The sequence below is a fragment of the Mesorhizobium sp. M5C.F.Cr.IN.023.01.1.1 genome (assembly GCF_003997585.1).
Taxonomy (GTDB): Bacteria; Pseudomonadota; Alphaproteobacteria; order Rhizobiales; family Rhizobiaceae; genus Mesorhizobium; species Mesorhizobium wenxiniae.
The window spans coordinates 57,480-79,253 of record NZ_RZSU01000024.1 but is presented as its reverse complement, the minus strand read 5'-3'; the positions used below and the strand labels follow the sequence as shown (position 1 = coordinate 79,253).

19 protein-coding genes and 2 pseudogenes are annotated in these 21,774 nt (G+C 63.8%); 11 read left to right on the top strand and 10 right to left on the bottom strand.

The annotated features are described in order from the left end of the window. The 3 genes from EOA78_RS12770 to EOA78_RS12760 form a co-directional block, all read right to left on the bottom strand. Positions 1-522 (bottom strand): aldehyde dehydrogenase family protein (locus EOA78_RS12770; protein WP_127315423.1); only part of this gene is annotated, 522 nt, incomplete at its 3' end. Between the two features lie 166 nt (positions 523-688). Then, on the bottom strand, positions 689-1,753 hold the full coding sequence (deoC, locus tag EOA78_RS12765) for a deoxyribose-phosphate aldolase (protein ID WP_127315422.1): 1,065 nt from the start codon (positions 1,751-1,753) through the stop codon (positions 689-691). Positions 1,754-1,913: 160 nt separating this feature from the next. Next, positions 1,914-2,741, bottom strand: coding sequence for a ferredoxin--NADP reductase (locus tag EOA78_RS12760; RefSeq protein WP_127315421.1), 828 nt, complete (start codon positions 2,739-2,741; stop codon positions 1,914-1,916). A gap of 220 nt (positions 2,742-2,961) precedes the next feature. Here EOA78_RS12760 and EOA78_RS12755 point away from each other — a divergent pair, with 220 nt between their 5' ends. From EOA78_RS12755 to EOA78_RS12715, 9 genes and pseudogenes are all read left to right on the top strand, one after another. Then, complete coding sequence (locus EOA78_RS12755) at positions 2,962-5,046, top strand: hydantoinase/oxoprolinase family protein (RefSeq protein WP_127315420.1); 2,085 nt, start codon at positions 2,962-2,964, stop codon at positions 5,044-5,046. Between the two features lies 1 nt (position 5,047). After that, positions 5,048-6,793 carry a hydantoinase B/oxoprolinase family protein gene (locus EOA78_RS12750; RefSeq protein ID WP_127315419.1) on the top strand — a complete coding sequence of 582 codons (1,746 nt, stop codon included), beginning with the start codon at positions 5,048-5,050 and terminating at the stop codon, positions 6,791-6,793. Positions 6,794-7,002: 209 nt separating this feature from the next. Further along, the gene (locus EOA78_RS12745) at positions 7,003-8,130 is read left to right on the top strand and encodes a transporter substrate-binding protein (protein ID WP_127315418.1); all 1,128 of its coding nucleotides are present in this window, start codon (positions 7,003-7,005) and stop codon (positions 8,128-8,130) included. After that, positions 8,127-8,726, top strand: coding sequence for a transcriptional antiterminator (locus tag EOA78_RS12740; RefSeq protein ID WP_127315417.1), 600 nt, complete (start codon positions 8,127-8,129; stop codon positions 8,724-8,726). Before EOA78_RS12745 ends, EOA78_RS12740 begins: the two co-directional genes overlap by 4 nt. A 19-nt stretch (positions 8,727-8,745) precedes the next feature. Further along, positions 8,746-9,612 (top strand): ABC transporter permease, encoded by an 867-nt coding sequence (locus EOA78_RS12735; protein WP_164783736.1) that lies wholly within the window; start codon positions 8,746-8,748, stop codon positions 9,610-9,612. Then, positions 9,609-10,529, top strand: a complete 921-nt coding sequence (locus tag EOA78_RS12730; protein ID WP_127315415.1) for an ABC transporter permease — start codon at positions 9,609-9,611, stop codon at positions 10,527-10,529. Before EOA78_RS12735 ends, EOA78_RS12730 begins: the two co-directional genes overlap by 4 nt. Before the next feature lie 44 nt (positions 10,530-10,573). Beyond that, positions 10,574-12,217, top strand: a pseudogene (locus tag EOA78_RS12725) (ABC transporter substrate-binding protein). Next, positions 12,207-13,151 (top strand): acetamidase/formamidase family protein, encoded by a 945-nt coding sequence (locus tag EOA78_RS12720; RefSeq protein ID WP_127315414.1) that lies wholly within the window; start codon positions 12,207-12,209, stop codon positions 13,149-13,151. The pseudogene EOA78_RS12725 and the gene EOA78_RS12720 overlap by 11 nt, the downstream one beginning before the upstream one ends. Further along, positions 13,148-14,980 carry an ABC transporter ATP-binding protein gene (locus tag EOA78_RS12715; RefSeq protein WP_206533435.1) on the top strand — a complete coding sequence of 611 codons (1,833 nt, stop codon included), beginning with the start codon at positions 13,148-13,150 and terminating at the stop codon, positions 14,978-14,980. The genes EOA78_RS12720 and EOA78_RS12715 overlap by 4 nt, the downstream gene beginning before the upstream one ends. A gap of 19 nt (positions 14,981-14,999) precedes the next feature. Here EOA78_RS12715 and EOA78_RS12710 read toward each other — a convergent pair whose 3' ends face one another. The 6 genes and pseudogenes from EOA78_RS12710 to EOA78_RS12685 all read right to left on the bottom strand — a co-directional run bounded on the left by EOA78_RS12710 (position 15,000) and on the right by EOA78_RS12685 (position 19,838). Continuing rightward, entirely contained in the window at positions 15,000-15,914 is a 915-nt protein-coding gene (locus tag EOA78_RS12710) for a nitrilase-related carbon-nitrogen hydrolase (protein ID WP_127315413.1), read from the bottom strand. A 27-nt stretch (positions 15,915-15,941) separates the two neighbouring features. Beyond that, a pseudogene (locus EOA78_RS12705) lies at positions 15,942-16,272 on the bottom strand (RidA family protein). 14 nt (positions 16,273-16,286) lie between these two features. Further along, complete coding sequence (locus EOA78_RS12700) at positions 16,287-17,465, bottom strand: FAD-binding oxidoreductase (protein WP_127315412.1); 1,179 nt, start codon at positions 17,463-17,465, stop codon at positions 16,287-16,289. Positions 17,466-17,467: 2 nt separating this feature from the next. Then, positions 17,468-18,436 (bottom strand): D-2-hydroxyacid dehydrogenase, encoded by a 969-nt coding sequence (locus tag EOA78_RS12695; protein ID WP_127315411.1) that lies wholly within the window; start codon positions 18,434-18,436, stop codon positions 17,468-17,470. A gap of 2 nt (positions 18,437-18,438) precedes the next feature. Further along, the gene (locus EOA78_RS12690) at positions 18,439-19,236 is read right to left on the bottom strand and encodes a pyrroline-5-carboxylate reductase (protein ID WP_127315410.1); all 798 of its coding nucleotides are present in this window, start codon (positions 19,234-19,236) and stop codon (positions 18,439-18,441) included. 107 nt (positions 19,237-19,343) lie between these two features. Next, positions 19,344-19,838: an isoprenylcysteine carboxylmethyltransferase family protein gene (locus tag EOA78_RS12685; protein ID WP_127315409.1), complete on the bottom strand. Its 495-nt coding sequence runs from the start codon at positions 19,836-19,838 to the stop codon at positions 19,344-19,346. Between the two features lie 145 nt (positions 19,839-19,983). On the opposite strand from EOA78_RS12685, the gene EOA78_RS12680 reads away from it, so the two are divergent. Further along, entirely contained in the window at positions 19,984-20,487 is a 504-nt protein-coding gene (locus tag EOA78_RS12680; RefSeq protein ID WP_164783733.1) for a MarR family transcriptional regulator, read from the top strand. 366 nt (positions 20,488-20,853) lie between these two features. Continuing rightward, complete coding sequence (locus EOA78_RS12675) at positions 20,854-21,036, top strand: hypothetical protein (RefSeq protein WP_127315429.1); 183 nt, start codon at positions 20,854-20,856, stop codon at positions 21,034-21,036. Positions 21,037-21,083: 47 nt separating this feature from the next. On the opposite strand, the gene EOA78_RS12670 is transcribed toward EOA78_RS12675, so the two are convergent. Further along, positions 21,084-21,317 carry a hypothetical protein gene (locus EOA78_RS12670; RefSeq protein WP_127315407.1) on the bottom strand — a complete coding sequence of 78 codons (234 nt, stop codon included), beginning with the start codon at positions 21,315-21,317 and terminating at the stop codon, positions 21,084-21,086. Positions 21,318-21,774 lie beyond the last annotated feature (457 nt).

Sequence of the window (21,774 nt, the reverse complement as noted above, 5' to 3'; positions counted from 1 at the left end):
CATCAAGAGCGGGAAGTTCCAAGGGATGATCTGGCCGACGACACCGACGCCCTTCTGATCCGGAAAATCCTTGTAAAGCGCCTGCGCCCAACCGGCATGATGGATGAAATGGCGGATAGCCAGCGGCACGTCGATGTCGCGGCTTTCGCGGATCGGCTTGCCGTTGTCGATCGATTCCAGCACCGCGAACAGCCGCTGGTGGCGCTGCATAGCGCGGCCGATCGCGTAGAGCGCTTTGGCTCGGCTGTAGCCGGAACTGGCGCTCCATCTAGGCAGCGCTTTTGTGGCGGCCGAAACCGCCGCATCGATATCGGCAGCACCGGCATCCGAGACCTTGGCCAGCAATTTGCCGGAGGCGGGATCGCTGGTGTCGAAGGTGTTGCCGCCGCTGGCTGCCTTCCAGTCGCCGCCGATGAACAGCGCTTTGGAAAAATCGCGCGCGGCGAGCCACGCGTCGGCCTCGTTGCGGGCTTCCGGCGCCGGGCCGTAGTCCATGGCGTGATAGCGTTCGAGAATGTTCATGGAGCGCCTCCTTTACCCTCCCCCTTGTGGGGAGGGTCGATCGGCAAAGCCGATCGGGGTGGGGGTAAATGGCTGATGGCTTGGTTCATTGCACGGGCTGACCTGATTCCTTTGACCCCACCCCGCCGCTTCGCGGCGACCCTCCACACAAGGGGAGGGTGGGGCGCTACGCCATCGCGTGGCGATGATTGGCCGAATAATGGCCGGTCAGATGGTGTTCGAGCTGGCGCTCGATGTCGGTCAAAAGGCTCGACGCACCGAAGCGGAACAGGTCTGGCTCCAGCCATCGCCGGCCAAGCTCTTCCTTCATCAGCACCAGCCAGTCGAGCGAGGCTTTTGCCGTGGAAATGCCGCCGGCAGGCTTGAAGCCGATGAGGTAGCCGGTTTCCTCGAAATAGGCGCGGATGGCGCGCACCATGGCAAGGCCGACCGGCAGCGTCGCGTTGACGCTTTCCTTGCCGGTCGAGGTCTTGATGAAGTCGGCGCCCGCCATCATCGCCACCATCGACGCCAGCATGACATTGCGCAGCGTGGCGAGGTCGCCGGTGCCGAGGATGACCTTGAGATGCGCCTCGCCGCAGGCGGCCCGCATCGAGACGATCTCGTTATAGAGTTCCTGCCATTTCGCCCCGAAGACCAGCCCGCGCGGAATGACCACGTCGATCTCGTCGGCGCCGTCGCTGACCGAGGCTTCGATCTCCTGCAGGCGCATCGAAAGCGGGGTGAGGCCGTGCGGGAAAGCGGTGGATACGGCGGCGACATGGATGCCGCTGCCGCGCAGCGCATCGACGGCGGTGGCGACGAAGGGATGATAGACGCAGACCGCCGCCGGGCGGATCCTTTCACCTGCAATGCCGAGGCCTTCGACGATGTCGCGGCGGAACGGATTGACCGCCTTGGCGCAGAGCCGGCGGACGCGCTCGTCGGTGTCGTTCGAATTCAGCGTGGTCAGGTCCATGCAGGCGACGGCGCGCAGCAACCAGGCCGCCTGGTTGTCGGCCTTGATCGAGCGTCGTTTGGTCAGGCTGGCGACACGCCGTTCCAGCGCCGAGCGGTTGACGCTGCGCATCGATTCCATGAAGCCGAGATCGAGTTTCATGCCGGGATTGCGGCCAATGCCGTGCGCTTGCGACACCGGCGCGTTGGCGGCGGTGCGCGCCGGCAGCGGCGTGACCTTGGACGCGCCCAATCTGTCGGCACCGAGATCGGCCTCGCGGATTGTGCTGCTCATCTCCTGCCCCTTTGTTCAGCGACGTCCACCGAGAATAGCCCGCGAAGCAGCGCTTCACGAGTCCTTCAAGCGGTCATAGTTGAAAAAGGCCGCGAAAGCAGCAGATTTTTGACCGTATGGTCAAACCCGCTTGAGGCCGGCGCCGAAGCGCCCCGCCGTCTCAGCCGACGAAGGCGCGCTCGACGACGAAGCTCGCCGGATGATGCAGCGAGCCTTCCTGGAAGCCGAGGCTTTCGGCCAGTTCCTTGACGTCCTTCAGCATATGTATCGACCCGCAGATCATGATGCGGTCGGTCTCAGGGTCGAGCTTGTCGATGCCGAGATCGGCATAGAATTTGCCCGAGCCGATCAGCGCGGTGATGCGGCCCATGCGCTCGGAAGTTTCGCGCGTCGTCGAATTGTAGAGCGTGACGCGGCCGCCGGTCAGCTCGCCGATCAGCGGATCGTTCTCCAGCTCTGCCACCAGCTCCTGGCCGTAGGTGAGTTCGGCATTGTCGCGGCAGGTGTGGGTCAGGATCACCTGCTCGAATTTTTCATAGGTGTCTGGATCGCGCAGCAGGCTGGCGAAGGGCGCGATGCCGGTGCCTGTCGAGATCATGAACAGGCGCTTGGCCGGGGTCAGCGCGTCGACCACCAGCGTGCCGGTCGACTTCTGCCGCATGATGACGGTGTCGCCGATCTGGATCTTCTGCAGTTGCGAGGTCAGCGGGCCGTCCGGCACCTTGATCGAGAAGAATTCCAGTTCGTCGTCCCAGGCAGGGCTGGCGATCGAATAGGCGCGGAACACCGGCTTTTCGGCGTTGGGCAGGCCGATCATGACGAATTCGCCGGAGCGGAAGCGCAGCGACTGCGGCCGGGTGATGCGGAACGAAAACAGCCGGTCGGTATAGTGCTTCACCGAGACGACGGTTTCGGCATAGACATTGGCCGGAATTGGGAACTGCAGCGGCCGGGCGCCGGCGGTGTTGAGCGCGGATGTGGTGTTCATCAAACCTAACCTTCTGGCCAACCCGAGGGCGCTGACGCCAAACCTTCTCTTGCGCGCCCGAACCGATCAGGTCCCGGCGTGCCGTTTGCACACTGCGAAGCGGTAAGCTCTTGTGTCCCGAATTTATTAGTATACAAATGATATTTGCGTCAAGACGCCAGCGTGAAACACCTTTCCAAACTGACACATATCAGTAGTCCTGATATTTCGGGTTTCGACAATGAAAGAGAATTTTTCGGCGCAGACGCTGGATTCCCTGGGCAGCGTCGTCGCCGGCATCGATGTCGGCGGAACCTTTACCGACCTGCTTCTGATCGACGGCCGGGACGGCGGCCGGGTCCACATCGCCAAGACCCCGACCACGGTCGACAACCAGGCCTTCGGCGTCGTTTCGGCGCTCGGCGCCACCGGCTTCCCCATCCGCGGCATCGACCTCATCGTGCACGGCACGACCACCACCACCAACGCGGTCCTCGAACGCCGGCTGGCCAAGACCGGCATGATCACCACGCGCGGCTTTCGCGACGTCATCGAGCTAGGCCGGCGAACGCGGCCGCAGCCCTATGGCATGACAGGCAGCTTCGTCCCGATCATTCCGCGCAATCTGCGGCTCGAAGTGTCGGAGCGCGTCGAAGCCTCGGGCGCAGTGCGCATCCCGCTCGACGAAGCCGAGATGCGCGCGGCCGTTTCAGAATTGATCGAGGCTGGCTGCGAATCCCTCGTCATCCATTTCCTGCACTCTTACGCCAATCCGGCGCACGAGCGGCGCGCGGCCGAAATCGCGTCCGAGCTCTGGCCGAACGGCTACATCACGACGGGCCATGCGCTGCTGTCGGAAGCACGCGAATTCGAGCGCGGCGTCACCGCTTCGGTCAATGCCTCGGTGCAGCCGATCCTCGAGCGCTATGTCGAACGGCTGCGTAGGGAATTGGGGTCGCAAGGCTACGCTCGCGACTTCCTGATCATGAACGGCAATGGCGGCATGATCTCGGCCCGCTTTGTCACACGTGAATCGGCCAAGACCGTCATGTCGGGTCCGGCCTCCGGCGTCATCGCCGCCGCCTATACGGGAAAACGCGCCGGCTTTGAAAACCTGGTCACCTACGACATGGGCGGCACCTCGACCGACGTGGCGCTGATCCGCAATGCCGAACCGGCGGTGTCGAACGAGATCGAGATCGAATACGCGATGCCGATCCATGTGCCGATGGTGGCGGTGCACACGGTCGGCGCCGGCGGCGGCTCGATAGCCCGCGTCGATGCGGCCGGCCTGATCCAGATCGGCCCGGAAAGCGCCGGCGCCAATCCCGGCCCGATCTGCTACGGGCGCGGCGGCAGCGAGCCGACCATCACCGATGCCAATCTGGTGCTCGGCCGGCTGGCGCCGAAAAAGCTGCTTGCGGTCGAAAATCCGGTCACCGTCGAATACGTCACCGGCATATTCGAGGACAGGATCGGCCGCCTCACCGGCCTGTCCGGTGTCGAGGCAGCGGGCGCGGTGGTCAGGCTGGGCAACATCAAGATGGCCGGCGCCATCCGCATGGTCTCGGTGTCGCGCGGCCACGACCCGCGCGATTTCGCGCTGTTCGCCTTCGGCGGCGCCGGGCCGCTGCATGCGACGGCGCTAGCGCGCGAGCTCGGCCTGCCCAAAGTGCTGGTGCCGGCGCGCCCGGGCATCACCAATGCGCTCGGTTGCGTCGTCGCCGATCTCAGGCACGATTTCGTCAACACGGTCAACCAGCCGGTCGCAGGGCTCGGTGCAGCCCAACTTCACGCCGTATTGGAACGGCACCGAAACGAAGGCGAGGAGCTGATCGGCAAGGAAGCGGTGAAGCCGGAGACGATCCGCGTCACCCATTCCGCCGACATGCAGTTCGTTGGCCAGACCCACATCATCAACGTGCCGCTGCCTTCGTCCGCGGTGACACGTGAAACATTGCAGCAACTGTTCGAAAAGGCCTATTTCGCCCGCTTCAAGGTCGAGCTGCCGGAAATCCGCGCCAATCTGGTCAACCTCAATACCTCGGTGACTGGCGTGCGGCCGGCGATCGATCTGTCGCGATTGATCGACCCGGCAGGGCGCGCCAAAACGCTGGCCGAAGCGCGGCGCGAAATCCGGCCGGTCTGGTATGGCGGGCGCTGGCACGACACGCCGGTCTACAGCAGGGAGAAGCTGCCGCTCGACGCGGTCATCGAAGGGCCGGCGATCCTTGAACAGATGGACGCAACCACCGTGCTCGAGCCCGGCGACCGGGCGCGCTCGGACGCCGACGGCAACATCATCATCGACATCGGTGAGGCCTGAGATGGCAAAACTCGACACCATTACGCTTTCGGTCATCCAGGCGGCGCTGCAGCAGGTCTGCGACGAGATGGACCTGACCTTTTCGCGCGCCGCTTTTTCGCCCGTCATCGCCGAGGCCAACGACCGCTCCGACGGCATCTATTCGGCCGTCGATGGGTCGCTGATCGCGCAGGGCAGCCAAGGTCTGCCGGTGTTCGTCGGCGTGATGCAGTATTCGACCAAAACGGTGATCGAAATGATCGCCGACGGCCGCTGCCTGCAGCCCGAGCCCGGCGACATCTACATCGTCAACGACCCCTATCTCGGCGGCACGCATCTGATGGATGTGCGCTTCGCCATGCCGGTCTACCGGGACGGAACGATTTTCTGCTGGCTCTCGAACACCGGCCACTGGCCCGATATCGGCGGCTCGGTGCCGGGCGGCTTTTCCGCCTCGGCAACGGCGGTCGAGCAGGAAGGTCTGCGGCTGCCGCCGGTGAAACTGTTCAAGAAGGGCGTGCTCGACCCGGAGATATACGCCATCATCTGCTCTAACATCAGGGTTGCCGACCAGCGCATCGGCGACATCCGTGCGCAGGCGGCGGCACTGCTGATCGGTCAGGACCGACTAAATGAAATCCTGGATCGTTACGGCAGCGAAACAGTGGTCGAGGCGATCGCCGAACTGCGCCGCCGCGCGGCCGAACAAATGCGCGCCAACATATCAGCCATTCCCGACGGCGTTTACCATTCCAAGGCCTTCGTCGATTCCGACGGGGTGGTGAACGAGCCGCTGACCATAGCCCTGACCGTGGAGAAACACGGCGACACGCTCAGCTTCGATTTCTCCGGCTCGTCAAAGCCTTGCGCCGGGCCGATGAACAGCGTTCTGGCAACGACCTTGTCCTCGGTCTACCTCGCCATGCGCCATATTTTCCCTGACGTGCCGATCAGCGCCGGCGCCTTCGAGCCGCTGATCGTCAAGCGGCCGGAAGGCACCTTCCTCGACGCCAAATATCCGCGCCCGGTGTCGGGCTGCGCGGCCGAGGTTTCGCAGCGCATCGCTGAGGCGGTGTTCGCGGCAATGGTGCAGGCGCTGCCGGACAGAGTGACGGCGGCTCCTGCCGGCTCCAGCGGCAATTTCGCGCTCGGCGGCAACGATCCGGCGCGCGGTCGCGATTACGTCATGTACCAGATCTCCGGCGGCGGCTATGGCGGCAATGCCGATCATGACGGCCTGACCAATGGCTGCTCGACCATCGGCATTTCAAAATCGCCGCCAGTCGAAATCATGGAGCAGGCTTTTCCGGTGCTCTACCGCCACTATGCCTTGCGCGAAGGCTCGGGCGGCGCCGGCAAGCATCGCGGCGGTTTTGGGCTCGCGTATGAGGTCGAGATCCTGCGCGGCGATGCCCGCGCCTCCTTCGTCATGGATCATGGCCGTTTCGGCCCGCAGGGCGCGCTCGGCGGCAAGGACGGCGCGGTCAACACGGTTACCGTGTTCCGTGACGGCAAGGAACATGTGCCGCCGCACCTCTCCAAGGAGCAGGACATCGCCCTCAAAGCCGGCGACCGCGTGCGCGTCGGCACGCCGGGCGGCGGCGGCTATGGCGATCCCCTGGCGCGCGATCCGGAACTGGTGCTGAGGGATGTCGCCTTGGGTTACTACACGCCCGAGGACGCTGGCGAAAAATTTGGTGTCTCCCTGTCGACGGATGGGCTGGCGATCGACCGGGCCGCGACGGACGAGAAACGCGCCCACCGCTGAGATAGGACGAATTCTCGGCGAGGCCCCTCGCGCAACCAGACGCAACCAGGTCACTTTCCCGGCCCTCACTTTCCCGCTTGACTGACCCGCCGTACCGAATACGCTATTGGGGGAAAATACCGGCTCTGACCGCCGGGCGGCAAAAATGCCTCGTATGCCTCGCCTTCCGCGGCGGCGGCTGCGGGGCATTGTTATTTTTGGGGATTTGCTTGGGACGGCGTATCGAAATCGGCATCCTTTACTCGCGCTCGGGCAACTACCGGCTGCTGTCCGAATCCTGCCGTTCGGGTGCGATGACCGCCATCGCCGATGTCAACGCCGATCCGGCGATCCCGATCGAATTCGTTACGGTGGAGCGCGACCCGCAAGGCAACATCGATGGCTACGCGACGGGCTGCGCCGACATTCTCGCCAACAGCGGCGCGCGCCACATCATTGGCTGCATCACGTCATGGAGCCGCAAGGAGGTCATTCCGATCCTCGAGCGCGCCGGCGGCACGCTCTGGTATGCCTGTCCCTATGAGGGCTTCGAAGCGAACGAGCATGTCGTCTACATGCACGCTTGCCCAAACCAGCATCTCGTCCCGCTGCTGGCCCATGTCGTGCCGCGCTTCGGCGCCAACGGCTTCCTGCTTGGCTCCAACTATATCTGGGGCTGGGAGACCAACCGTGTCGCCCGCGACCTGATCGCCGACGCCGGCGGCAAGGTTTTGGGCGAGCGCTATCTGCCGCTCGGCGAGGCCGATGTCTCGAGGCTGATCGCCGAGATCCAGGCGACCCGGCCGGATTTCATCCTGAATAACCTGATCGGCTCGTCGTCCTATGCATTCATCGCGGCCTATGCCGAACTCGCCGAACGCGACCCGCATTTCAGGGCGGAGCGCTGCCCGATCCTGTCGTGCAATCTCACCGAATGCGAGTTGCCGGCGCTCAATGACGCGGGCAATGGCCATCTTTCCGTCGGGCCGTACTTTCACGATGTCTCGGCAGCGGATCGCCAGGGCGATTCCGCGCCCTCCATCATGCCTGCCTCGTCCTTCGAGGCGGCGGCCTATGCCTCGGTGCGGACTCTTGCCGAAATTCTCGCCCGCAATCCCGGCGCACAATGGCCGGACCTTCCCCAGGCTTTTGCTGGAACCTCGTTTCGAACCCCGCTCGGCGACATCTCCATCGATCCGCAGACCCAGCACGCCACCTTGCCGGTGCAGATCGGGCGCATCGAAGGCACCGCGTTCAAGACCGTCACACTCACAAAGGGCGTCGTGCCTGATCCCTATCTGTCCCGCTATGACCGGACCGAGACGTTCGGCCGCTCACGCTTGAGGGTGGTCTCGTGAGCAAGGTCCCGCGCATCCCGAATCTCGGCGGCGCCAGGGCCTTTGTCCTGCATCGTCCGCATCCGACGGTGCAGGCGATCACGCGGCAATTGTCGGCCATCGGGCTCGAGACGGTCGGCTGCTGGCCGGAACTGCCGGCCAAGGCGCTGGCGGCGGACTTCGTCTTCTTCGATGCCGATCTCGGCTTCGACGAACAATTCCCATGGGCGCCAGGTGAGGCGCCGATGCCGCTGGTGGCGCTGATCGGCTCCGAAGCGCCAGGCCGCATCGAGTGGGCGCTGTCGCACAAGGCCGACGCCCAGTTGCTGAAGCCGGTCGGCAACGCCGGCGTCTACAGCGCCCTGTTGATCGCGCGGCAGAGTTTCGAGGCGCGCAAGCTCTTGGCAAGCGAGATATCGTCGCTTCGCCTGCGCGTCGCGGAGCGCCAGACCATCGTGCGCGCGGTGGAGGCCTTGTCGAAAGGCGCCGAGGACGGCCGCGCCTATGCGCAGCTCCGGTCGCTGGCGATGAGCTGGCAGATCAGCGTCGAGGAGGCCGCGCGCAGGATCGTGGCGATGACGGAAGAAGGCGGCGATGACCAGTCCCATCGCGCCTGATCTCCCCGCAACCGGGCTCATGCCGGTCAAGCCACGCGCCGGCGTCTGGCGGCGGCTGATAAAACGACCTCTGGCGCTGCTCGGCCTTGTGATCGTTGCCATCGTTGTGGCCGCCGCCGTCCTGGCGCCGTGGTTGACCGGCTATGATCCCAACGAGCAGATGTTCGACGGACTGACGCTTGAAGGTGCGCCGTTGCCGCCAGACACCAAATTCTGGCTGGGCACGGATCTGCTCGGCCGCGATCTCTTGACCCGCATCCTTTTCGGCGCGCGTACCTCGCTGATCATCGGCATCGTCGCTAACGGCGTGGCGCTTTTGATCGGCACGCTGGTTGGCGTCACCGCAGGCTATTTCCGCGGCTGGATCGGCAGCGCATTGATGCGCTTCACCGATCTGATGATGGCCTTTCCGGCGCTGCTGCTCGCCATCTGCCTGGCGGCGGTGCTCCAGCCGAGCCTGTGGATCGTCGCGATGGTGATTGCACTGGTGAACTGGGTGCAGACCGCGCGGGTCATCTACACCGAGACCAGCTCGCTCGCCGAGCGCGAGTTCATCGACGCCGAGCGTACGATCGGTGCCAGCGCGCCACGCATCCTGTTTCGCCATATCCTGCCGCATCTGCTGCCGACGATCATCGTCTGGGGCACGCTCGGCATCTCCACCACCGTGCTCCTGGAAGCGACGCTCAGCTATCTCGGCATCGGCGTGCAGCCGCCGACCGCATCTTGGGGCAACATCATTTTCGAGAACCAGACCTATTTCCAGGCAGCACCCTGGCTGGTCTTCTTTCCGGGTGCGGCGATCCTGGCGCTGGCGCTGGCCTTCAACCTCATCGGCGATGCGCTGCGCGATATTCTCGATCCGACGCAAAGGGGCCGGGCATGATCGCTTATCTCGGCCGCCGGGTCATCCAGTCCGTGCTCATCCTGCTCGGCGTCTCGCTGATCACCTTTGCGCTGCTCTACCTGCTGCCCGCCGATCCCGTCCGCCAGATCGCGGGCCGCAGCGCCACGCCCGAGACGGTCGAGAACATCCGCCGGCAGCTCGGCCTCGATCAGCCCTTTATCATCCAGTACTGGCATTATCTGACCAGCCTGCTCAGCGGCGATCTCGGACGCTCCTATATCCAGCGTTCCGAGGTCACGGAGCTCATCGTCTCGCGGCTGCCGGCAAGCCTGCTTTTGATGGTCGGTGCCATCCTTTGCGAGCTGGCGATCGGCCTGACGATGGGCCTTGTTGCCGCCGTCAGGCGCGGCACCGCCACCGACCAGACGCTGATGGTCGCGTCCTTTGTCGGCGTCTCGGCGCCGCAATTCGTCGTCGGCTTGCTGCTCCTTTATGTATTCGCCGTGCGGCTCGGCTGGTTTCCGATCGGCGGCTACGGCACCTGGCGCCATTTGGTGCTGCCCTCGCTGACCATGGGGATCCTCGGCGCCGGCTGGTACGCCCGCATGATGCGCTCGTCGATGATCGACGTGCTGCGCCAGGACTATATGCGGACCGCCCGCGCCAAGGGCCTTGCGCGCGGCGCCATCATTTTCCGCCACGCACTGCCCAACGCCATCCTGCCGGTCATCGCCATGATCGGCATCGACATCGGCATCTTCATGGGCGGCATCGTGGTGGTCGAAAGCGTGTTCGGCTGGCCCGGCATCGGCCAGCTTGCCTGGCAGGCCATCCAGCGCGTCGACATTCCGATCATCATGGGTGTCACCCTGGTTTCGGCCTGCGCCATCGTGCTCGGCAATCTCCTGGCCGACACCGTCGCACCGTTCATCGATCCGCGCATCAAGCTCAGATGAAAGCCCAAAAAAGACCGGTAACAACCAGAGAAAGGGAACATGAGATGAAGAAATTCTTGACCTCCACCGTTGCGGTGTCGGCGCTCGCGCTGATGCTCGGGATGACAAGCGTACGCGCAGAGGACGCCGTCGACCCGAACGCCAGGCAGGGCGGCGCGATCACCATCACCTACAAGGACGACGTCGCCACGCTCGATCCGGCCATCGGCTATGACTGGCAGAACTGGTCGATGATCAAGAGCCTGTTCGACGGGCTGATGGACTATGAGCCGGGCACCACCAATCTGCGTCCCGACCTCGCCGAGAGCTACGAGATTGCGCCTGACGGCAAGACCTTCACATTCAAGCTGCGCCAAGGGGTGAAGTTCCACAATGGCCGCGAGATGACCGCCGAAGACATGAAATATTCGCTCGATCGCGTCACCAATCCGAAGACGCAGAGCCCGGGCGCCGGCTTCTTCGGCTCGATCAAGGGCCATGACGAAGTCGCTGCCGGCAAGGCGGAAAGCCTGGCGGGCGTCACGGTCGTCGATCCCTACACGATCAAGTTCGAACTGACCCGGCCCGATGCCACCTTCCTGCATGTCATGGCCATCAACTTCTCGCATGTCGTGCCGAAGGAGGAGGTCGAGAAATACGGGGCGGACTTCGGCAAGCATCCGGTCGGCACCGGGGCGTTCAAGCTCGCCGAATGGACGCTCGGCTAGCGCGTCGTCTTCGAGCGCAACCCGGATTATTGGCACAAGCGCCTGCCGCATCTCGACAAGGTCACCTTCGAGATCGGGCAGGAGCCGATCGTGGCGCTGCTGCGGCTGCAGAAGGGCGAGATCGACATTCCCGGCGACGGCATTCCGCCGGCCAAATTCCAGGAGGTGATGGCCGATCCCGAGCAGAAGGCCCGCGTCGTCGAGGGCGGCCAGTTGCACACCGGCTACATCACCATGAACACCACCATGGCGCCTTTCGACAATGTGAAGGTGCGGCAAGCGGTCAACATGGCGATCAACAAGGACCGTATCGTCCAGCTGATCAACAACCGTGCGGTGCCGGCCAATCAGCCGCTGCCGCCGTCGATGCCCGGCTACGACAAGGAATTCAAGGGCTATCCCTATGACGTGGCCAAGGCCAAGGCTTTGCTTGCCGAGGCCGGTCATCCCGATGGTTTCGAAACGCAGCTGTTCGCTATGAACACCGATCCCAACCCGCGCATCGCCCAGGCGATCCAGCAGGATCTGGCGGCGGTCGGCATCAAGGCCGGCATCCAGTCGCTCGCGCAGGCCAACGTCATCGCCGCCGGCGGCGACAAGGCCGGCGCGCCGATGATCTGGTCCGGCGGCATGGCCTGGATCGCCGATTTCCCCGATCCGTCGAACTTCTACGGGCCGATCCTCGGCTGCGCCGGCGCGGTTCCGGGCGGCTGGAACTGGTCGTGGTACTGCAACAAGGATCTCGACGCCAAGGCGGCGGAGGCTGACTCGATCGTCGATCCGGCCAAATCAGCCGAACGTGCCAAGATGTGGAGCGCTATCTACGGCAAGATCATGGAAGACGCGCCCTGGGTGCCGGTCTTCAACGAGCAGCGCTTCACCATGAAATCCCCCCGGATGGGCGGCGCCGACAATCTCTATGTCGACCCTGTCCACATCCCGATCAACTACGACTATGTGTATGTGACCGATGTGCAATAACTGCGACTACACCATCCACGGGCGCCATCATCATTTCGGCTGGGACAATTCCTTTGTCCCGACTGAGCGGGTGGCGCCCGGTTCGACGATCGAGTTCCAGTGCCTCGATTCGTCGGGTGGCCAGCTTCAGGCCGACAGCACCGTTGCCGACGTCGCTTTGCTCGACTTCGCCAAGGTGAACCCCGTCACCGGGCCCATCTATGTCGAAGGTGCCGAGCCGGGCGATGCACTGAAGGTGACGATCGAGATGTTCAAGCCGTCCGGCTTCGGCTGGACGGCGAACATTCCGGGGTTCGGCCTGCTCGCCGACGATTTTCCGGAGCCGGCGCTGAACATCTGGAAATACGACGCCACCTCGCTCAAGCCGGCGCTGTTCGGTAGACAAGCTCGCGTGCCGCTGAAGCCGTTTGCCGGCACCATCGGCAACGCGCCGGCTGAAATGGGCCTCCACTCGGTGGTGCCGCCAAGGCGGGTCGGCGGCAATCTCGATATCCGCGATCTCGCGGCCGGCACCACGCTGTATCTGCCGGTGGAGGTGGCGGGTGCGCTGTTCTCGGTCGGCGACACGCATGCCGCGCAGGGCGATGGCGAGGTGTGCGGCACGGCGATCGAAAGCCCGATGGATGTCGTGCTCAAGCTCGACCTGGTCAAGGATATCAGGCTGAAGACGCCGCGCTTTACCACGCCCGGCCCGGTGACGCGCCATCTCGACGCCAAGGGCTATGAGGTGACGACCGGCATCGGACCGGACCTGATGACGGGCGCCAGGGAAGCGGTCGTTCAGATGATCGACCTGCTTGCCGGCCGCTACGGAATGGACCCGGTCGAGGCGTACATGCTGGTTTCGGTCTGCGGCGATCTCCGGATCAGCGAGATCGTCGATATGCCGAACTGGGTGGTGTCGTTCTACTTCCCACGCTGCGTCTTCGAATGAGCAAAGGCGTAACCAGCAAGCGGACCGGGGCTGCCGCTCCGGCCGTCTCGACCACGGCCGGGCCGGTGCTGGAAATCTCCGGGCTAACCGTCTGCGTGCGCGGCGAAGATGGCGAGCGGCCGGTGGTATCAGACCTATCGCTGACGCTTGCACGCGGCGAGACGCTTTGCATTGCTGGTGAATCGGGTTCCGGCAAATCGATGACCGCGCTGGCGATCATGCAGTTACTGCCGCAGCCTGCCGCCCGGATACAATCCGGCACGATCCGACTTCGCGATATGGATTCGGGTGACAGAGATCGGGGCGACATCGATCTGGCGGGGCTCGAAGAGCGCCGGATGCGCCGCATTCGCGGCGACCGCATCGCGATGATTTTTCAGGAGCCGATGACCTCGCTCAATCCGGTGCTGTCGATCGGCCGGCAGCTGGTCGAGTCCATCGAGGCCCATACCGGCCTCTCCCGCGCTGAGGCGCGCCGGCGCGCCATCGAGGCGCTGCAGGCCGTCCGCATCTCGGAAGCCGAAAGTCGGCTGAAGCAGTTTCCGCACGAACTGTCCGGCGGCATGCGCCAGCGCGTGATGATCGCCATGGCGCTGGCGCTGAAACCGGACGTGCTGATCGCCGACGAGCCGACGACGGCGCTCGACGTCACTGTGCAAGGCGAGGTGCTGGAACTGCTGCGCGATCTGCAGCGCGAGCATGGCACCAGCATCATCCTCATCACCCACGACATGGGCGTGGTCGCCGAAATGGCCGATCGCGTCGTCATCATGCGGCACGGCCGGATGGTCGAGGAAGGAATGGCCGCCGATATTTTTGCTCGCCCGCAAGCCGACTACACGCGCGAACTGCTCGCCGCCGTGCCGCGCATCGGCACCGGCGTCGGCCGCCGGAAATCCGTCGAAGCGGAAATGCCCGGAAGCCTGGCGGTGGTCAACGATCTGCATGTCCATTTCGACCTGCGCGGCGGCTTCTTCGGCCAAGTGAACCGCCGTGTCCACGCCGTCGAAGGCGTCAGCTTTTCGATCACGCCGCACGAGACGCTGGCGCTGGTCGGCGAATCCGGCTGCGGAAAGTCGACCACCGCCAAGGCGCTGGCCGGGCTTGTGCCCTACCGCGGCGATATCGTGATCGGCGGGCGCAATCTGGCGGGCCTTGGCCGTGACCAGCGCAAGGCGGTTCGCCGCGACGTGCAGATGATTTTCCAGGATCCCTATGCCTCGCTTGACCCGCGCATGCGCGTCGGCGACCTCGTTGCCGAGCCGCTGTTGATCCATGGCATCGCCTCGAAGGAAGAGCGCAGCCAGCTTGTGGCGGCATTGTTCGAACGCGTCGGCCTGTCGGCCGACCAGATGGAGCTCTATCCACACGAATTCTCGGGCGGCCAGCGCCAGCGCATCTGCATCGCTCGCGCGCTGGCGCTCAAGCCCAAGCTCATCATCGCCGACGAAAGCGTTTCGGCGCTCGACGTATCGGTGCAGGCCCGCGTGCTCGACCTGCTGAAGGAACTGCAGCGCGAGTTCGGCATCGCCTATCTGTTCATCTCGCACGACATGGCGGTGGTCGAGAACATTTCCGATCGGGTCGCCGTCATGTATCTCGGCCAGATCGTCGAAATGGGTACCCGCGACCAGGTCTTTTCGAATCCGCGCCACCCCTACACGAAACGCTTGATCGAGGCCGTTCCGGTGCCCGATCCGGCAAAGCGGAGGCCGCGCTTCGCGCGTCTCGATCAGGAGATCCCGAGCCCGACTCGAAAAATCGGCGAGGACCCGCCGAAACTGGCCCTGAAGGATCTTGGCAACGGTCATCTCGTTGCTGTTTCTTGAGGCCACGGAGGCCCTCGCCTTAAGCCTGATCCGCGATCAGCCGATATTGGTCGGGCCGGCGATATCTGGCGAAGTCGAAATTCACCTTGCGGCAGACGGCGATCAGGTCGAGGTCGGCGCGATGGACGATCACCTCGTCGTCGAGCGACATCGCCTGCGCCGCGATTTCGCCAGTCGGTGCGATGATGCAGGAGCCGCCGATCAAGGCCTGGCCATCCTCGACGCCGGCCTTGGCCGCTGCCGCGACCCAGACCGTGTTCTGATAAGCGCCGGCCTGCATCGGCAGATGGTTGTGGAACATGCGCAGATGCGCCAGCGCCGGCGCTTCATCGAGCCGCAGCGGCGTGTTGTAGCCAATTAGGACAATTTCCGCGCCGTTGAGACAGAGCATGCGGTAGGTCTCCGGCCAGCGCCGGTCGTTGCAGATGGCCATGCCGACGCGCACGCCGCGATAGACGAAGACCGGAAAGCCGAGATTGCCGGGCTCGAAATACCGGCGTTCGAGATGGACGGTCGTGCCCGGTTCCGGATCACTCGATCCGGGCACATGTATTTTGCGATAGCGCCCGACAAGTTTGCCGTCCTGCCCGACCAGATCCATCGTGTTGAAGCGGCGAGTTACCCCGTCCACGCGCGTCAGCTCGGCATATCCGAGCGCGAAGCCTATCTTGAGCCGCGCCGCGGCGTCGTAAAGGCGCTGCGTCTGCCGGCCCGGCATGGCCGGCTCGAAGAACGCCTCGATCTCGGCCTGGTCGTCGATCCGCCAACGCGGAAAGAAGGTTGTCAGCGCCAGTTCGGGAAACACCGCGATTTCAGCGCCGGCGGCCGCCGCTCTTTCCAGAAGCGCGACCAGCCGGTCCACCGTTTCGGACCGTTCCGCGCTTTTCTGTATCGGGCCGGTCTGGCAGACCGCGATGGTCAGGTCTCGAGCCATGGCGTCATTTCCCCAATAGATCGCAGTTCAGGCTGCAGCGGTCACCATGATCTCGACGCGATAGCCGTCGCCGGCGAGCCGGGCCTCGACCGTTGCCCGCACCGGCATGGCGCTTTTGTCGATCCAGGCGTCCCAGACGGCGTTAAATGTCGCGCAGCCATACCGTGGCGCTCAGGATCCTGGTCTTGTCGCTGCCGGCCTTCGCCAGATAGGTGTCGATCTTGGCGAGCACGTCGCGCGTCTGCTGCGTGGTGTCGCCCGATAGATCGTCGGCCGTCATGCCGGCCAGATAGACAATGCCATTGTGGCTGAGCACGCGGCAGAAGCGTGGGCCATTCTCGAAGCGTTCGATCGTCATGCGGTCATCCTTGCTCACGGTGCTTTTTCCTCCTGCGCGGATGTCGCCCCGATCCGGCCGGGCGCAAGATCGCCCGCCTCGATGCCTTGACGCAACAGTTCATCCGGCAAGCGTCCGGTGCGGATCAGATCGCGACATGCCCTGGCCAGCGCCGGCGATGTCTTGATGCCATAGCCGCCCTGGCCCGCCAGCCAGAAGAAGCCCTCGGCCTCGGCATCGAAGCCGACCACCGGCGAGGCGTCGCGCACAAAGCTGCGCAGCCCCGCCCACTGATGCTCTATCCGGCGCAGGTCGATCGTCGTCGCGCGCTGCAGGCGATCGACCCCTACGGCGACGTCGAAATCGTCGGGATAGGCGTCCGTCGGCTCGCTCGGTGTGGCATCCGCCGGCGAGACGAAAATCCGGCCGGCATCCGGCTTGAAGTAGAATTCCTCGCCGGCATCGTTGACCAGCGGCCATCCAGCAATGGAGAGGCCATCCGGTGCCGCGACATGGAACGCGGTGCGGCGCTTCGGCACGAGACCGATCGGGGCAACTTTGGCCAACGCAGCGATCCTGTCCGCCCAGGCGCCGGCCGCATTGACGAGGATCGGCGCGGCGAACAGTCCCTGGCTCGTCTGCAGGATCCAGCGATCCTTGTGCCGCTCGATCGCGTCGACGCCTGCATTGGTGACGATCCGGCCGCCACGCTTGCGCGCGTTGCGCAGGAAACCCTGATGGAGTTCGTTGACGTCGATCTCGCGACAACCCGGTTCGACGATCGCTCCGGCGACATAATCGGATCGCAGCGCCGGCACGCGCGCCAACGCCTCTCCGGGGCTGACCCGATGGATCGACGGGACGAGTTGGCGGGCCCTTTCGAGTTCCTCTTCAAGCCGGCCCAGCTGATCCTGGCGCGCGATCGTCAGCATCCCACGCGCAAGCATCAAGGGATGATCGCAAAAGCCCTCGGGCGGCGCTTCGAGAAAAGACCGGCTGGCGATCGCCAGCCGTCGGATGATGGCGTTGCCGTAATTCTCCGTAAAACTCGCGGCCGACCGGCCGGTGGAATGGTAACCGCAATGGCTTTCGCGCTCGAGCAGGATGACCGACGAGACCGCCGCCAGTTCATAGGCCGCACTCGCTCCGGCAATGCCGCCGCCGATGATCGCGATATCGGCTTCTTGTATCGAGGCGCCGTCGGCAGACTTCATCGCTAGTAGCCGCGCATTGGGTCGACAATGCCGAGCAGCTTTTCGCCGCGCCGATAGCGGCTGAGATTATCTGCGAACATATCAAGCGCTTTCTCCTCCCAGCCTTCGTAAACCGACGAGCAATGCGGCGTGACGATCACGTTCTCATACCGCCACAGTGGATGATCCGCCGGCAGCGGCTCGGTCGAAAAGACATCGAGCGCGGCGCCTTTGATGCGGCCGCCATCGAGCGCCGACAGGAGCGCGGCCTCCTCGACGACGCCACCACGCGAAATGTCGATGAGCACCGCCGACGGCTTCATCGCGGCAAACGCCGCAGCGCCGACCAACCCGCGCGTCGCGTCCAGCAGCGGCACGCAACAGGTAATGAAATCGGCCCGGCCCCAAAGTCCGGGCAATGCCTCGATGCCATGAACCTCATCGACATCGGTGGTTGGCCTGGGATGCGCACGCACGCCGAGCGTCGTGAGCCCCAGGGCCTTGGCGCGCCGGGCCAATGCTTGCCCGGTCCTGCCGAGGCCGAGCAACAGCAAGGTCTTGCCCTGGATCGGCTCGACCATGCCGGCGATCCATGTCCGGGCGCGCTGATGCCTGGCGAAATTTCGAAGACCGAGCGAGAAGGACAGCATCGCCCCCAGCGCGTATTCGGCCATCATATCGGCCGCGACACCGGCGGCGTTCGTCACCGTGACCTTTTCGGGGTTCCAGGGACCCAGATGATCCGTCCCCGACCCGCCGACCGACACCCATTTCACCGTCGGGCTTTCCAGGAGAGCGGAACGCGGAAAGCGCGCTGTGCCGTCGAAGCGCACCGAGTAGACGACCTCGGCGTTTGTCTGTTCTATCAAGGCGGCCAGACCGGCGTAGCTGTCACAAGGATAGACCGACAGCCCCGGATGCTTGTCCCGCAACAGCTTCATCGCCACGGCCGGCGCGTTGGTGTGAAGGATTACGCTAGGGCCGGCTGTCATCGTCACGATGCAGAGCCAATGCGTGGCGCTGCTCCTGCCGAGATACGCCGATACACGCCATCCAGGCTTTCTGCAAAGGCATCGAAGACGTTCCGTGCCGTGAGCTCGTGCAAAACCTGTTCGTTGATCCCGCCGCGTGTTGCATAGTCTTGCGCCAGATCCATGAAGCCGGTATCTGGAGTCGTCTCCGGTGCGCTGGCCAGCGCTTTGAAAATGGTGACAATATAGTCGCGCGCCCGCGCCTCGGCGACGCCATGCTGTTTCAGCCAGCCCTGGATTGTATCGAGATATTTGAAATAGCTGGCAAATGTCGCGGTAACGACGCTCAGCGCGTCGAACTCGCTCGGATCCTCGACCTCGATCACCTTTCCCAGCCGGCCGAAAAACGCCGCCATACGCCGATCGTGCGGACAGATGATTGTCGCTCCCTGCCTGTGAGCGATCATCGGCATGGGAAGTGCTTTCGTCACGTGCTCCACGGGAGCGATCAAGGCGGCTATCTCCTCGCGCGACAGGATGGCGATCAAGCTGACGACGTGATGGTCACGACGAAACTGCAATCCTGCAAGCACGTCATGCGCAATCTGCGGCCGAACCGCGAGCATGATCGTATCGCAACTGTCGAGAACGGCCTGATTATCGGGTGCAACGCGTACATCGCGGTAGCGAAGTGCCAGGCTGGCAGCGATTTCTTGATTACGAGGCGACAGGAGCACCGATACGGAATTGTCCGTGGCGGATTTAAGTCCGGTGACAATCGCGGCTGTGAGCGCGCCTGTGCCGATGAAGCCGAGTTTCATTGGGTATCCCTAAGCGTTGATTCTGGATCGTCATCAGCCGACAAAATAGTACCAGCTCGGCATGTTTTGGGGGTCAGGCAGCAACATGATCAAGCATCTTGCGACGCTCAGAGCCACCGCCGCACGCTTTGCTTGTAGTCGCGATACGTATCGCCGAAGCGCCGCTCGAGATAGGCCTCCTCGCGGGCGACGACGCCGTAGCGGATCAGGATTGCGAGAGGCAACGTGAGGCCAAGGATCCACGCATTCTGCGCGGCTACGCCGATGCCGCCATAGATGAGGAACATGCCGAGGTAGATCGGATTGCGCGTCCAGCCGTGGATGCCGGTCGTCACCAGAACGCGCGTCGGCTCATTCGTCGGCACCGGCGTCGCGGCGCGGGAGAAGTTGCGAATGCCCGCGGCGAAAAGCGCAAATCCGATCAGCATCAGCGAGCCGCCGATGATCCAGGTGACCAAGTCATTCCTGGGGATCGGGAACGGCAAGCGCAGCAGGCTATCCAGCACGAAGCCAATCAGAAAAGCAGCGAGAAAGAGCAGCGGCGGTCTCGCGATGACGCCTGCGGTTCCGGTGTCGGTTTGCCCAGCCGGGTTCATTCCCATGTCTGCTCCCGCAGGTGCCTAGGCTACGAAGCCCTACAGCCGCCTAGAAACGACAACTAAGGTGTCATTCTAGAAGTTGACAACTGTGGTGTCAATCGCGGAACTTGGCCCAACAGAAATGTCAGAGACAAAGGGAACGGAAGCGATGGCGTCGGCACGACACGGGACTGAGGTGGTCCGAGGGGCGGGCCCCATTGTTGACGGCAAGGCCGAGGCGATCACCGAGCTGATGCTCGAAGTGGCCCAGTGCTTCTTCAGGATACGGGCTCTCGGCCAGAAGACAGGGCTCATCACCAGTTGGGGCGGCGGCGCGTTCGGCTTCATGCGCAGCCTCGCGCTGCTTGGTCCGCTCACCGTACCGCAGATCGCCCGGATGCGGCCCACCAGCCGTCAGCGCATGCAGCGGCTGGCTGATGAGCTTGCGGCCGAGGGGCTCGTCGAATTCATCGACAATCCGAAGCACCGGCGCTCGAAGCTTGTGCAGCTGACGCGCAAAGGCGACGCGCGCTACGGCGAGCTGAACGCCCAGTTAATGGCGATCGCCTCGACCATGTGCGTCGCTCTCGACGAAGCGGATATCCGCAAGACCGCCGAGATCGTGCGGCACCTGAGCGATGATGTGAAAGTCCGATCGGAGCGGCTGTCGTAGTGCTGACGCAAAGACTGCGCGGCGCCGTTGAAGGGAATTCCCCTCCTCCGCTGCCTGAGCGATGAGCTCCCCGATCTCGCCATTCAGCTTGTATGCGCTTGGCAGTTGCCAAGTCCGTCCGGGCCGGCCGGCGACGGTTGCCAACCGGAACCTCTGCGGAGCTGAGGCGTTCGAACCGCAGAAACTGAGAGCTGCGCCTGCAATCTGCAAAAGAGTACTGCAATGGCTCAGAAACCAAAGATAACGACAGGCACGAATGACCGGCCGCGCAACGAAACCATAGGCCAATCCGGTGAAGGCCTGCCGGACGACAGCAGCACGTCACTTGAAGTCGACGAGGCCGCGGTCGCCCGGTTGAGGAACAAGCTGCAGGGCAAACCCGAGCAAGCTGCGCAGGATCAGACCAATGTCGACGAAGTTCCGGCAGGCACTCCTGGCGCCGGCGAGAATATGTGTCGCCGCTGCGCAGGGACAGGCATGATCGACGGCCGGACCTGCCCCGAATGCGGCGGAACCGGAAAGGTGACGACGCCGATAGGCGGCGGCTGAGGAGATCAGGAGGCCTGCCCGTTCCTATCCAGGCTGCCCTGTGCGGATCAGATCGCAGGCACCCACTTCCAGAACACGCCTTCCATCCGTTCGGGGTAGTGCTTGAACTCGCATTCGAAGCGCCATCCGTAAGTCTTGGCGGCCGCCAGCGCTTCCGGGCTGACCGGGTTCATGCCCGTTCCCGGCGCAAACCAGTCTTCCAGCAAGTCGTCGGGTATGTAGGCGCCGATCCTCAAAGGCAGCTTTTCGAGCACGACATCCATTTCCTGCGGTGCGGACATGGGTTCTCCCTTCAAGATCTATCCACAGACAAGTCATTCGAGGCGGATTGGGTTCCAGGCTATCGGTGAGAGCGAAGGTGAGCATAATGGGCGGGCAGGACTGGCTTCGACGTCCGAGTTTATAGGATGTGGCCGAAATGGAGGAGAGGAATCGGCAGGTCGTTCCCGTCCCGAGAGATGAGGACCTATGTGTCCAGAATGGACCTCCATGAGAGGTCCGGAATGCTCCCTCTGATGCATCATGACAAGCATGCCGGATCAGAATTCGAGATCGATGTGCTGTGCGATCCGGCGGACAAGCTTTGCACCGAAGTCAACTCGATCGCGACGCCGGACAGGTGAGGCCGCCCGATGTCCCGCTAAAAACAAGCTCTGAAGCACCGGATCTGGCTTTTCCTGCCAATCAGGGCTTTGACCTAGATCATGGCGCTTGCGGCTTAGGCATGCTGTTTGCCTT